The sequence below is a fragment of the Daejeonella sp. H1SJ63 genome (assembly GCF_029360775.1).
In the GTDB taxonomy this organism is placed as follows: Bacteria; Bacteroidota; Bacteroidia; order Sphingobacteriales; family Sphingobacteriaceae; genus Daejeonella.
This window is the reverse complement of record NZ_JARKMZ010000036.1, coordinates 94,058-107,401: the sequence shown is the minus strand read 5'-3', so window position 1 is coordinate 107,401 and position 13,344 is coordinate 94,058. Positions and strand designations below refer to the sequence as shown.

At 39.7% G+C, this 13,344-nt stretch carries 13 protein-coding genes; 1 reads left to right on the top strand and 12 read right to left on the bottom strand.

Annotated elements, in window-relative coordinates:
- Nucleotides 1-68: 68 nt before the first annotated feature.
- From rny to rpsT, 6 genes are all read right to left on the bottom strand, one after another.
- The gene (rny, locus tag P2W72_RS13090) at nucleotides 69-1,631 is read right to left on the bottom strand and encodes a ribonuclease Y (protein WP_276363304.1); all 1,563 of its coding nucleotides are present in this window, start codon (nucleotides 1,629-1,631) and stop codon (nucleotides 69-71) included.
- A gap of 218 nt (nucleotides 1,632-1,849) precedes the next feature.
- Complete coding sequence (locus P2W72_RS13085) at nucleotides 1,850-2,140, bottom strand: cell division protein ZapA (protein ID WP_276363302.1); 291 nt, start codon at nucleotides 2,138-2,140, stop codon at nucleotides 1,850-1,852.
- A gap of 21 nt (nucleotides 2,141-2,161) precedes the next feature.
- Nucleotides 2,162-2,467 carry a hypothetical protein gene (locus P2W72_RS13080; protein ID WP_276363300.1) on the bottom strand — a complete coding sequence of 102 codons (306 nt, stop codon included), beginning with the start codon at nucleotides 2,465-2,467 and terminating at the stop codon, nucleotides 2,162-2,164.
- 134 nt (nucleotides 2,468-2,601) lie between these two features.
- Nucleotides 2,602-5,001, bottom strand: coding sequence for a phenylalanine--tRNA ligase subunit beta (gene pheT / locus P2W72_RS13075; protein WP_276363298.1), 2,400 nt, complete (start codon nucleotides 4,999-5,001; stop codon nucleotides 2,602-2,604).
- 97 nt (nucleotides 5,002-5,098) lie between these two features.
- A complete protein-coding gene (gene radC, locus P2W72_RS13070; protein ID WP_276363296.1) occupies nucleotides 5,099-5,800 on the bottom strand; it encodes a DNA repair protein RadC in 702 nt (233 codons plus the stop codon).
- A gap of 82 nt (nucleotides 5,801-5,882) precedes the next feature.
- On the bottom strand, nucleotides 5,883-6,137 hold the full coding sequence (gene rpsT / locus P2W72_RS13065; protein WP_276363293.1) for a 30S ribosomal protein S20: 255 nt from the start codon (nucleotides 6,135-6,137) through the stop codon (nucleotides 5,883-5,885).
- A gap of 275 nt (nucleotides 6,138-6,412) precedes the next feature.
- Here rpsT and P2W72_RS13060 point away from each other — a divergent pair, with 275 nt between their 5' ends.
- Nucleotides 6,413-7,375 (top strand): zinc dependent phospholipase C family protein, encoded by a 963-nt coding sequence (locus tag P2W72_RS13060; protein ID WP_276363291.1) that lies wholly within the window; start codon nucleotides 6,413-6,415, stop codon nucleotides 7,373-7,375.
- Nucleotide 7,376: 1 nt separating this feature from the next.
- On the opposite strand, the gene P2W72_RS13055 is transcribed toward P2W72_RS13060, so the two are convergent.
- The 6 genes from P2W72_RS13055 to gldF all read right to left on the bottom strand — a co-directional run bounded on the left by P2W72_RS13055 (nucleotide 7,377) and on the right by gldF (nucleotide 13,324).
- Entirely contained in the window at nucleotides 7,377-8,024 is a 648-nt protein-coding gene (locus tag P2W72_RS13055; protein WP_276363289.1) for a VTT domain-containing protein, read from the bottom strand.
- Nucleotides 8,025-8,116: 92 nt separating this feature from the next.
- Nucleotides 8,117-8,764 (bottom strand): DedA family protein, encoded by a 648-nt coding sequence (locus P2W72_RS13050; RefSeq protein WP_276363287.1) that lies wholly within the window; start codon nucleotides 8,762-8,764, stop codon nucleotides 8,117-8,119.
- Nucleotides 8,765-8,843: 79 nt separating this feature from the next.
- Entirely contained in the window at nucleotides 8,844-9,560 is a 717-nt protein-coding gene (locus P2W72_RS13045; RefSeq protein ID WP_276363285.1) for a DUF4397 domain-containing protein, read from the bottom strand.
- Between the two features lie 122 nt (nucleotides 9,561-9,682).
- On the bottom strand, nucleotides 9,683-10,807 hold the full coding sequence (gene dnaN, locus P2W72_RS13040) for a DNA polymerase III subunit beta (RefSeq protein ID WP_276363282.1): 1,125 nt from the start codon (nucleotides 10,805-10,807) through the stop codon (nucleotides 9,683-9,685).
- 112 nt (nucleotides 10,808-10,919) lie between these two features.
- Nucleotides 10,920-12,602, bottom strand: a complete 1,683-nt coding sequence (gene gldG / locus P2W72_RS13035) for a gliding motility-associated ABC transporter substrate-binding protein GldG (protein ID WP_276363280.1) — start codon at nucleotides 12,600-12,602, stop codon at nucleotides 10,920-10,922.
- On the bottom strand, nucleotides 12,596-13,324 hold the full coding sequence (gene gldF / locus P2W72_RS13030) for a gliding motility-associated ABC transporter permease subunit GldF (RefSeq protein ID WP_276363277.1): 729 nt from the start codon (nucleotides 13,322-13,324) through the stop codon (nucleotides 12,596-12,598). The genes gldG and gldF overlap by 7 nt, the downstream gene beginning before the upstream one ends.
- Nucleotides 13,325-13,344 lie beyond the last annotated feature (20 nt).

The following is a 13,344-nucleotide window of genomic DNA, read 5'->3' as shown; positions in this document are numbered from 1 at the left end:
AATTTACTATAAACAGGATATGCCGGACCAAAATCCGGCATATCCTGTTATAATGGAATAAAACGATTCTATTTCGCGTAAGACACAGATCTGGTTTCGCGGATTACCGTTACTTTGATCTGTCCGGGATAGGTCATTTCAGTTTGAATTCTGTTTGAAATATCAGCAGCAAGAATTTCTGCTGCGGCATCACTGATTCTTTCACTTTCTACCACAACACGTAACTCCCTGCCAGCCTGAATCGCAAAAGTCTTTTCCACACCCGGGTAAGATAATGCAAGAGATTCAAGCTCTTTTAAACGTCTGATATAACTTTCCACTACTTCACGTCTGGCACCCGGTCTGGCACCCGAAATCGCATCACAAGCCTGGATAATCGGAGAAATCATCGAAGTCATCTCTACTTCATCATGGTGAGCTCCGATAGCATTACAAACTTCAGGATGTTCCTTATACTTTTCAGCGAGCTGCATACCAAGGATAGCGTGCGGCAATTCAGGGTTATCGTCAGGCACTTTACCTATATCATGTAAAAGTCCGGCACGTTTAGCCAGCTTCACATTCAGGCCAAGTTCTGCCGCCATAGTAGCACAGAAATTAGCAACCTCGCGCGAATGCTGCAAGAGGTTCTGTCCATACGATGACCGGTAACGCATTCTGCCTACCATTCTGATCAATTCAGGGTGAAGTCCATGAATTCCGAGGTCAATTACGGTACGCTCGCCAATTTCAACGATTTCATCTTCGATCTGTTTCTTGGTTTTAGCAACCACCTCTTCAATTCTTGCCGGGTGAATACGGCCGTCCGTTACCAGACGGTGCAAAGCAAGCCGGGCGATCTCGCGTCTTACCGGATCAAAACCTGAAAGAATGATTGCTTCAGGGGTATCATCCACAATGATCTCAATTCCTGTTGCTGCTTCAAGAGCACGGATATTGCGACCTTCACGTCCGATAACTCTGCCTTTGATCTCATCATTTTCAATATTAAAGATTGAAACGGTGTTTTCAATGGCACTTTCTGTAGCGGTACGCTGAATAGTCTGAATAACAACTTTTTTAGCTTCCTTACTGGCTGTAAGTTTTGCCTCATCAACAATATCCTTGATCTGAATCATTGCCTGAGTACGAGCCTCTTCTCTCAATGAGTCAATCAGTTGATTTTTAGCGTCTTCAGCAGATAAACCTGCAATTGCTTCCATTTGCTGGATATGCTGATTTTTAAGCACATCAACATCTTCCTGCTTCTTCTTTGCAAGCTCTATCTGCTTTTCAAGATTAGATTTTACATTGTTTAATTCCTCTTCCTTACGGTTCAGGTTTTCAATCTTCTGATTAAGCGACTGCTCTTTCTGTTTGATTGAATTTTCGCGCTGATTAATCGTATTATTTTTCGCATTGATTTCCTGTTCATGATCAGCTTTCATCTGCAGAAATTTCTCTCTGGCTTCCAGCAGCTTATCCTTTTTAAGGATCTCTGCATTGGTTTCGGCATCCTTAAGAATTTTTTTAGCCTTATTCTGTGCGTTCAGCTCCTGATTTCTGAATAATTTCAGCAGGAGAAACCGCCCTAGTACTACCCCAACAGCAAGTCCCAGTATAATAAAAAGTACTATCTGTAATATGTTCATAATTGTTTATTAAATAAAAAAACCGCAACTAAATTTTAAGCCTCATGTACTGTAAAAGCTTCATTCATTAGGATTAGAGTTTAAATCTTAACCAGATGCAGGCAAATGGCAGATCTTTTTAACTCTTCTAATACTGAAGTGTTAAGCTTTAAATAGTGAAACTTAAAAATTTAACTGCGGTTAAATCTTTATTGCTCTGAATTCTAAAGAACGATATATTACTTCGAAAAAAAGTCTGTAAGTAGCTGATCCAGTTGATAAACTTTCTCTGCCACATCCGTGTCTTCATGCATCACCTTTCTTTCGGCTTTCAGCGTAGCTGTAGCATAATGTAACACACACATGGACAACAAATCCTGTTTATCTCTAACCGCATAATTCTCCTGATATTCCTTTATGCGTTCATTTATAACTTTAGCCGCCCTTCTAATCACTTCCTCTTCTTCCATGCTTACCTTTAAAGGGTAAACTCTGTCAGCAATATTTATTTTTATGGAGATTTCTCCCATTTGAGCTTAATTCACTATGTACTACTTTTTAAGCAATACAATACACTTATCTATTTCGCGTACAAATTCGGTAATTTTTTGCTTTATGTCAAGAGCTTTTTCATTCAGTCCCAATTCATCCGCTACCTTACCCTCCAAAGATCGCGCCAAGGTCATGATTCTTAACTTTTCTTCGAGTTCGGCATTCTTATTTTTAGCATTTTCAAGTAACTGAGACAGAGAATCATTTTCCAGCTTCAATAAATCATTCTCCTCCTGTAAAACCGAACAAAGCTCAATTAACCTGACTGTTTTATCTACTACCTTACTTAACTGATCTGCTACCATCTTTGTAGTTGTACGTTTTACGTTATACGTTATAAGTTTTACGTGCTACATTATCAGTTTTACGCTCTTGTTTATACGTAACTTACAACGTAGAACGTATTACGTAAAACTTATAACGTAAAACTTATTACGTATTACTTTCTAATCTCCGCTCCGGCCTGCTTCCCTAAATTAAGAATTAATTTCTGCATCAGGCTTTCAATCTGCTTATCTGTCAGTGTTTTTTCTTCATCCTGAATCAGGAAACTCAGCGCATATGACTTTTTACCTTCCGGAAGCTTATCCCCGATGTAAACATCAAATACATTTACTTCCTTCAAAAGACTCTTATCAGTCTTGAGTGCAATCTGCTTCAGCTGTTCAAATGTAATATCCTTGTTCAGCAGCATAGAAAGATCACGTCTTACCGAAGGGAATTTAGACACTTCCGTATAAGTAATCTTATTATTTCTCACTGATCGAATAATAAGATCCCAATCAAAGTCGGCATAAAAAACTTCCGAAGCAATATCCAGTTTTTTTAAGGTCTTCTTTGAAACAGATCCAAAATCAACAAGCGACTTATCTCCTTTGCTGTAACTGATCCCGTATGCGAAATCAGGATTTGCGGTATCAGCACTTGATAAACCTTTAATATTTAACCTGCTAATTACCAGATCAACTAATGATTTCAGGTTATAAAAACTTGCATTGCCTGCTTTTACATTCCAGTTCTCTGACTGCTTTTCGCCGGTAATGAACACTGAAAGGCGTTGATTTTCTTTATAATTCCCGTTATCAATAGAATAAACCTTTCCAAATTCATATAATTTCAGATCAGCATTCTTCCTGTTATGATTATAAGACACCGCCTCCAGGCCCGAATAAAGCAAACTCTGACGCATTACATCCAGATCACTGCTGAGTGGATTCAGGATCTTCACGGCCAGTTCAGGTTGCGCTGAATAAGCTGATTTTGTAAGTGAGTTGCTTAAAATTTCGAGATAGCCATTTCCGGTAAGCATATCAGCCACCTGATTCTGCAGCACTTCCTTATCAGGTTTGCTGGAATAGTTCAATGAAGCACGGATTTGTGTAGGTATCTCCACATTATCATATCCGTGAATTCTGAGAATCTCCTCGATGATATCAACTTCCCGGGTTACATCAACCTTAAATGGCGGCACATTCAGGAGCATTCCATCCGCATCTTCTGCAACAATATTAATCCCTAGTCCGCTTAATGTTGACCGAATCTCATCGGCTGCTATTTCCTTACCTATCAAACGGTTAACATTCTTAAAATTAATTCTAACTTCAAAAGGTGCTACCGGAGAAGGATAGATATCAGAAATTTCAGAGCTGATCTGTCCGCCTGCTACTTCTTTGATCAGCAATGCGGCACGCTTCAGCGCAATAACAGTGATATCAGGATCTGTTCCTCTTTCAAATCTGAATGAGGCATCCGTTTTAAGCCCGTGACGTTTTGAAGTTTTACGAACCGAAACCGCATCAAACCAAGCACTCTCCAGAAAAATACGGGTAGTTGAAGTCTTTACTCCCGAAGAAATTCCACCAAATACTCCGGCAATACACATAGATGCTTCAGCATTACATATCATCAGATCTTCAGCAGACAACTTGCGTTCAACCTCATCTAAAGTTTGAAATACGGTACCTTCAGCACACTTTTTAACCAAAACCTTCTGTCCTTTAATCTCATCAGCATCAAAGGCATGTAAAGGCTGACCAAGGTCATGGAGAACATAATTAGTAACATCAACCACATTATTAATTGGTCTGACACCAATCGTATTCAATTTATCCTTTAACCAATCTGGCGATTCCTTAATGGTTACACCACTGATGGTCAGAGAAGAATATCTGCCACATGCATCTTTATCCTCAACTGTAACAGGAATGATCAGATCATTAGAATCGGTTTTAAAACCTGAAAGATCAGGCATTTTGAGCTCAATCTTAAGATAGGCGGCCAAATCTCTGGCTACTCCAAGATGGGAAGCAGCATCTGCCCGATTAGGGGTCAAACCGATCTCGAACATATAATCATCTTCAAGTTTGAAATACTCTTTTGCAGGGGAACCTACCCTTGCATCAGAATCAAGAACCATAATACCTGCATGATCATGCCCCAATCCAATTTCATCCTCTGCACAAATCATCCCTTCAGAAACCTCACCTCTGATTTTGGATTTATTGATTTTAAAAGGCTCACCTGAAGTTGGATATACCGTAGTATTCACCGTAGCTACAACCACTTTTTGTCCGGCAGCAACGTTATTTGCGCCACAAACCACCTGAAGATCTTCTGCTAGGCCTACATCCACTTTGGTAACCTTAAGACGATCGGCATTAGGGTGCTGAACACATTCTTTCACATAGCCGATCACCAAACCCTCAAGTCCGCCGGGAACCGACTGAACCTTTTCCAAACTTTCCACCTCCAGACCAATATTGGTCAGAATCAGGGATAGTTCTTCAGGAGTTTTATCTGTTTGAATGAATTGCTGCAGCCACTTATAAGAGATCTTCATGTTATAAAAATGCTAAATGGCAAAGATAACAAGAGATATGAGATTTGAGATGCGAGATGTGAGATAAGTTTGATGAATTAAACTACAGCAACAGACATCAGTCGAGAATCCCCTCATCTGCAAAGCTTAGGAATCCAATATCGGTTATAATCAGATGATCAAGAATAGGAATATCCAGCAACTGACCGGCCGACCTTAACTTTCGTGTAAGCTCCATATCTGCATTGCTGGGTTTCAAATTACCCGAAGGATGATTATGAGCCAGTATCAATGATGCCGCATGGTTTTCAAGGGCAATATTAAAGATTATCTTAGGATCGGCAATAGTACCTGACTGCCCTCCTTTACTTATCAGATGTCTTGATGTGATTATATTGGCACGGTTCAAAACTACAATCCAGAATTCTTCGTGATTCAGATCCCTGAAACATGACACAATTGATTCATAAACATCAATGCTGTTCTTTACCTGCGTTCCCTTCGGATTTGCAGATTCCTTCCTTCGCCTTCCAAGCTCCAGCGCTGCAACAATGCTGATCGCTTTTGCTTCGGCAATACCCTTAAATCGGGATAATTCTGAAATACTGAGCCGGGCAAGCTGATTCAGATCATTATTGCAGGAATAGAGGATTCTTTTACTTAATTCAACAGCGCTTTCATCCCTGTTTCCTGAGCCTATAAGAATAGCAATAAGTTCAGCATCACTCAAACTTCTTCTGCCCTGAACAGAAAGTTTTTCTCTGGGACGATCTTCCTCTGCCCAGGCCTTGATTGTTATTTTTTGCTCATAAGTTCTCATAGCTAAATCTAAAAGAACTGAGCATAAAAAAAAGGGATTCTGAAAAAAATCAGAATCCCTTTTTAGAAAATACCTTTATGAATTACTTCAATCCGTTAACAAACTTTGTCAGTTTAGATTTATTGTTTGAAGCTTTGTTCTTGTGTATGATGTTCTTTTTAGCCAAACGATCAAGCATTGAGATCACTTTACTCAAAAGCGGTGTAGCTTCTGCTTTATCAGTAGTTGTACGTAATCTTTTAATTGCACTTCTGGTGGTTTTCGCCTGATAGCGATTACGTAAACGCTTAGCCGCGTTTGATCTAATTCTTTTTATCGATGATTTATGATTTGCCATTTCTTAAGCTTATTATTCCGTCCTTCTTTTAAGGACTGCAAATATATGCTGATTATTTTAAAATACAAAGCATAATTTAAAAAAATCAGATTTGTGATTTGCATAAAAAATCAAGACCCCCTAATCCGTACGTAAAATCAGGCAAAATTGCTTTAAATACCCTGAAAATTGCATGCTGTTAAATATTCTTACCGTTAAATAATTCGACCTTCCTCTGAATAATTATTTTCTTTCTTTAATGAAAAGGAACGGAATTTAAGCAAAAAAATAAACCCATGAATAAAGGCCTGCTCAACTTCCTGGTCATAAGCTCTGCCCTCTTTTGTATTTCCTGGGGATTTTTCGGGCATCAAAAAATCAACAGAACCGCTGTATTTATCCTGCCAGGAGATATGATCAGGTTTTACAAAAGCAATATTGATTTTATAACTGAGCATGCTGTAGATGCCGATAAACGCCGCTATTCAGACACGGCAGAAGCTGCAAGACATTTTATTGACGCCGACCGCTACGGCAATAATCCATTTGACAGTATCCCCGAAAAATGGAAGGATGCCGAACTCAAATTCACAAACCGAGTTCTTCTGGAGAATGGAATTTTACCATGGCAAATCGAAAGAACCTATTATTCACTTATTAAGGCATTTCAGCAAAGGGATTCGATTCAGATTCTCAGACTATCTGCCGACCTTGGGCATTATGTTTCTGATGCTCATGTGCCATTGCATACCACAGAAAACTACAACGGACAACTGAGCGGACAAACCGGCATACATGGTTTTTGGGAGAGCCGTTTGCCTGAATTATTCTCTTCAGAGTACGACTTCCTGACCGGTCAGGCACGTTATATAGAAAACCCTCTTAAAACAGCATGGAACATATTAAAAACAGCGCACTCATATACCGACTCTGTTCTGAAAATTGAATCAAGAATTAATAAAACAATGCCTTCAGATCGGAAATTCAGTTTCAGTGAGCGCAATGGAATTGTAATAAGGCAATATTCTGAAGAATACTCTCTTGCCTATCATCAGGCCATGAAAGGTATGGTAGAACGGCAATTGCGTTCTTCAATACTCATGACAGGAAGTTACTGGTACTCGGCATGGGTAGATGCCGGACAACCTAAGCTGAAAAATTTTGAGACAAAGGCATTCAGCGAATCTGAAAAATCTGAAGAACAAAGAATCTCTGACCTGTTTAAAAAAGGTAAAATATTGGGCCGGGACGAAAACTGAATTATACCGACATTGAATTCTTTGCTCTTACAGCAGCAATTACCGCCGGCAAAATTGTAAGTACAATAATCACCAGCATTACATAAGTGAAATTGTCTCTGATAAAGGGAATATTACCAAAAACAAAACCAATACCGAGAAAACTAACAATCCACAAAATTGCTCCTGCTATATTATAATAGGTAAACTGACCAAACTTCATTTTACCCACTCCGGCCACGAATGGAGCCATTGTTCTGAATATGGGCATAAAGCGGCTAAAAATAAGAACGTTTCCTCCCCTTTTATTGAAATACTCTTTGGTTTTATCGTAATATTCGATCTTTAATATCTTATTACCCGGCTTGAAGACCTTTGAACCCAGAAAATTACCCATTATATAATTAATGGTATTACCACTAATACCGGCTGCAATAAGCAGTACACCCATAATATAGATATTCAGCCCGGTTTCTCCCTTGGCAATTAATGCTCCTACAGCAAAAAGCAAGGAATCTCCCGGAAGAAAAGGTGTTACCACAAAACCGGTTTCAGCAAAAATGACCATAAAAATAATGAGGTAAGTCCAGGTACGGTAATCGCTTACAATCTTAATCAGGTATTTGTCTATATGCAATACAAAATCGAGGATATTACTAATAATTTCCATTGTAAATTAAGGGTTAATTTTTAAGTTGAGGCTGTAAAATGATTGGAATACGTTGTAAGAGATATTCAGGCAATAGAAATTAATCAGAAGTTTCAGGCTTTGCTTTGCTTATTCCCCCGAATCACTTCGATTAAAGGAGGAAGTATGGAGAAGATTATAATCCCAAAAATAACATAGGTAAAATTCTCTTTGATTACAGGTAAACCACCAAAGAAATAACCTATAAATAAGAAAGAAACAACCCATAAGACCGCACCGGTGATATTATATGTCGCAAATTTCAGATAGCTCATTGTTCCAACTCCTGCCACGAAAGGAGCAAAAGTTCTGATAATCGGAATAAAGCGGGCATATATTATAGTCTTACCCCCATGCTTTTCATAAAATGCCTGGGTCTTATCCAGGTATTCCTTTTTCAGCAGCTTATATTTTCCACTGAATGCTTTATGGCCTATAAAATTACCAATATGATAATTAACCAGATCGCCTATAATGGCTGCAAAGATCAGCAAAATGCACATCAGGAATATATTTAACCCACTTTCAGGTTTAGCAATAATGGCACCGGCAGCAAATAACAAAGAATCGCCCGGAAGAAATGGCGTTACTACAAATCCGGTCTCAGCAAAAATGATCAGAAACAGGATCAGGTAAGTCCATGTTTTATAGTCCTGAACAATTTCAATAAGATGCTTATCAATATGAAGTATAAAATCGATTAGTTGCTGAATAATTTCCAAAGTCTTCGCTAATTTTTGCCAAAAATAGAAAACTCAGGGCAAAGACCCTGAGTTTTCTGGTTTAATTGCACAAGAATGATTAATTATGAGTGATAAGCTTTGCTGAGATAGCTGTTTGAGCACTTCCTGTTAAAGAACCGCTGGTATAAATGGTATAAATCTTTCCAGCCTGAAGGGTAAAACTACCCAGATTAACAGAAGTCGATGTACTGGTAGAAAGCACAGTCTGCAGGACAAAGGTACCTGGGTCTACTTCAATGAAATCAGACGCATTTCCAAACATCACATTTGAAGCGAATACGATTCCTCCGGTAACCAGCAGATTAGCGCTTGCAAGACCTTCAGCCAGATTAACAAATCTTACCTTAGCCTTATTGGCTGAAGAAGCAGTCTTTTCATCTTTGAATACAGCACTGCTGGTTCCTGACCCATCTGCTTTTCCAGTGTAAAAGAAGGTGTAGTTTTCATTTGGGCTAAGATTTACATACGCTGAAAAGTTGGCACTGGCACTGCCGCTGTTTCTGAATTCAGCCTTTCGTTCGTTACCTGCACCGGTTGTAATGTAAGATGTGCTTTGCGAATAGGCAACAGCTTCGGTGTTCACCTTGGTATTATCCAGATAAAAATCCTGAGGCTGTGAACCGGATGCCGCATTAACGATCATCACCTTTGCCTCTCCCTGAATGATCACTTCATTATCATCTTTACTGCAGGAGCTTAACAACATAATAGCTGCAACAAGCCCGGTTAACAGACCGGGTATTTGATACTTGTTTAATTTAATTGAGGTTTTCATAATTCGAAGTTTTTTTGATGAAGCCAGATTGGCCATATAACAAAATGGCCTGGTTCAAGAACCAGGCCATTTCAATAAAAGCGATAAACAGAAGCTATATTTACAGCAAGCTGTTCAAAAATCTATACATAATTGTTTAACATCACAGGCATAACCAGCATCAGTACATCTTCCTGATCGTCGTGTGTTTGAGGCATCAGTAAACCTGCACGGTTCGGACTGCTCATTTCAAGAAGAACCTCCTCGCCACCAAGATTATTCAGCATTTCAATAAGGAATTTTGCATTGAACCCAATTTCCATATCCTCTCCTTCGTACTGGCAGGAAAGACGTTCATGAGCCTCATTAGCAAAATCAACATCTTCGGATGAAATATTCAACTCACTTCCGGTGATTTTCAACCGTACCTGATGTGTAGTTTTATTTGCAAAAATAACCACACGACGCAGACAGTTCAGGAACAAAGCACGGTCGATGATTAATTTGTTTGGATTGTTAGTTGGAATTACTGCCTCATAATCAGGATAACGCTCATCGATCAGACGGCAGATCAGATTAATATTACCAAACCTGAAGAAGGCACTGGTACTGTTATACTCAACAGATACATTTACATCGTCGGAAGGAAGTGAAGCTTTTAAAAGAGTAAGTGCTTTTTTAGGCAGAATAAAGGTTGCCGGAGCCTCAGATTTAGTATCCAGACGACGATATCTAACCAGTTTATGAGCATCGGTAGCAACAAATGTAATGTGCTGCGGGCTCAACTGGCAGAACACACCCGTCATGGCAGGGCGAAGCTCATCACTGCTTACTGCAAAAAGAGTTTTGTTGATTGCCTCAGCCAGCACCGATGCCGGCATTGCAACGGATGAAGGGTTATCTACAGTAGGGATTTTAGGGAAATCCTCACCATTTTCACCGCTCAGTTTATATTTCCCGTCACCTGCACTGATCTCAATCGCAAAAGTTTTGTCATCAACTGAAAAAGAGATCGGCTGATCAGGAAGTGTTTTTAAAGTCTCGAGTAAAATTTTTGAAGGAATAGCCACCTTTCCGTCTTCTTTAGACTCGACAGAAAGTGAAGTGGTCATACTGGTCTGCAAATCTGTAGCCGAAACAGTAAGCACTCCATCCTTGATCTCGAACAAAAAATTTTCGAGAATTGGCAAAACCGTACTACTGCTTGATGCACCGTTTACCGCCTGCAACTGCTTTAATAAGGTTGATGTTGAAACTATAAATCTCATATTCAAATATCTGAAAAACAATAATAGTAAAGCTTTTCGGTAGTTCCTAATCAGCCATTATCCGCCGGACAAAATTATTATCAACGGTTTTTACAATCCAAAAATATACAATTTAACGGGTATACTTCCTAATGCGGTAGTAATGTTGAAAAATACCACAGGCTATCAACATCAGCAGCGGCAATCCGATATTAATCAGCTGCCAGAAGGTTTTTTCCTGTCGGATTTTTACCCTGTCGAGCAGACGCAGTTTAATTTCCTTATTACGCAGGCTGATGATCCCTGAATCATCGGTCAGGTAATCGGCAGCATTTAACAGCAGACTCTTGTTGGCATATTGCTCCTGAGTATAGCGGTCGAAACCAAGCGGATACGGAGAGCCATCTTTGGTATTGATCTGGTTTTTAAAAACATCCCCATCTGCAATAGCTATCATTTTACCGTTTCGGCTCTTTTCAGGAATGCTGACCTTTTCATTGATCCCTTCCGGCACCGGCCGGTTTCTGAAATTAGAGGGAAACTCACCCTCAAGCAAAACGGCAAAAGGCTTAGGTACGCCCTTAAATTGTTCGGGATCAGGCTCCTTTTCAACCATATTCAATGAGAGCATCGTAGGTGCATCAATCTTCCTGCTGAATGGCGAGGAAGCCAGAAGTACTTCAGAATGCACATTCTTCAATTCAATAAGGTCGATACTTCCGGGAAATTCAGAACGGATTCCATCCAGATTTTTTACAAGCGGATGAGCTGATACCGGAACAAATACCGGATAAAACAACCAGGGAAGCATTTGAATCTGTGATTGCCCTCCGATATCCCCTACGTTCAGAGGTATCTGAGCACAATTCATATCTGCCAGCAAATCATAATTCATACGAAGCCCATACTTGAAAAGCATATCATCGATATCCAGTTTTTTCGGGAATGCAAGCTGCTCTGATGCCCCTCTTAAGCTATCCAGATCTGCATTTACCTGATCAAGCGACCAGATAATTCTACCTCCTTTCATCAGGAAATAATCTATTTTATATTTCTCGGCTTCAGAAAAGGCCTGATCAGGTTTAGCAATAATCAAAAGCTTCAACTGATCAAGTCCGCCGAATGGAATTGTCTGAAGATTAACCCGCCCAACTTCATAAGAATCGCCCAGCGATTTAATGGCATCGCTAAGCTGCATATCTGTTAATTCGCCATGACCTTCGGTAAAACCAACACGTACAGAACCACCGGTACTAAGCTTCTTCACAGCACTGGCAAAAGCATATTCCAGGTTTTGAATTGAATTATTCAAAACTTCCTCGGGACTGGAACCTGTCCTGTTCTGCAAAAGCTTAACCGGTATTTGCGCACCTTTATAGGTAATCATTGCAGCCGGGAAAATAATCTTCTGCGACATCCCATCCTCTGTTTTTACACTCAGATTTGTAGGCTCGAGTCCTTTTTCAAGCAATTGCTGATAAGCCTGTTCCTGAGCCTGCTGATCACCCGACATGGGATTAACAAAACCAAACTGAAGTCTGTTATCAGAATAGGCTTCAAAATCTATGAGCAGATCTCTGGTAGAGTTTCGCAATCTCTTAAAACCTGCAGGGAACTCGCCTTCCAGATAAACAGTAACCTGAACCTTATCATCGAGCGAATTAAGAATATCTTTTGTTACATCCGAAAGGGTATATCGCTTTTCTGACGTAAAATCAATACGCGTAAAAAACAGGGAGCCCAGAAAATTTATAACAAGAATTACCGCAATGGCAATTGCGAGAGTAATTAGGTCGGCTTTTTTACGATTTACCATTTTCTACCTCCTAAAATCGTTTTAGTGATTAAAAGAAACAGAGCTGTAAAACTCAAAAAATAGATCAGGTCTCTTGTATCAAGCACTCCCCTGCTGATCGACTGATAATGCTCACTGATTCCCAATCCGGTTAGTACCCCGGCAATGCCCTGCAGAGATAGAATCGAACTCATAGAATCAAATCCGCTGAAAGCGAAAAATGAAAGAAAAACTGCGAAGGTGAATGCTATGATCTGATTTTTAGAAAGCGATGAGGTGAAAAGTCCGATAGATGTAAAAGCTGCCCCCAAAAATATCAAACCCAGATAAGAACCAATCACTGCTCCGGTATCTACATTACCCTGAGTAACCCCAAGCTGATAGACCGTAATATAATAAATGATAGTTGGCAACAGAGCCAGAATCACAATAGCCAGAGAAGCAAAGAACTTACCGAGCACGATATCCCAGTCGCGGAGAGGCCGTGTAGCCAGTAATTCGAATGTTCCGTCTTTTTGTTCCTCTGCCAATGAACGCATGGTTATTGCCGGAATCAGGAACATAAACAAATAAGGAGAAATATTAAAAAAACTGTCTAATCCGGCGTAACCATAATCCAGAATACTGGAATCAGGGAATACCCAGAGAAATAAACCGGTAACCAGCAGAAATACCCCCATGATCACATAGGCTACCATTGAACTGAAAAAACCGCTGATTTCTTTATTGAAAATACTGATCACTTCAGAATTAATTAAATGGG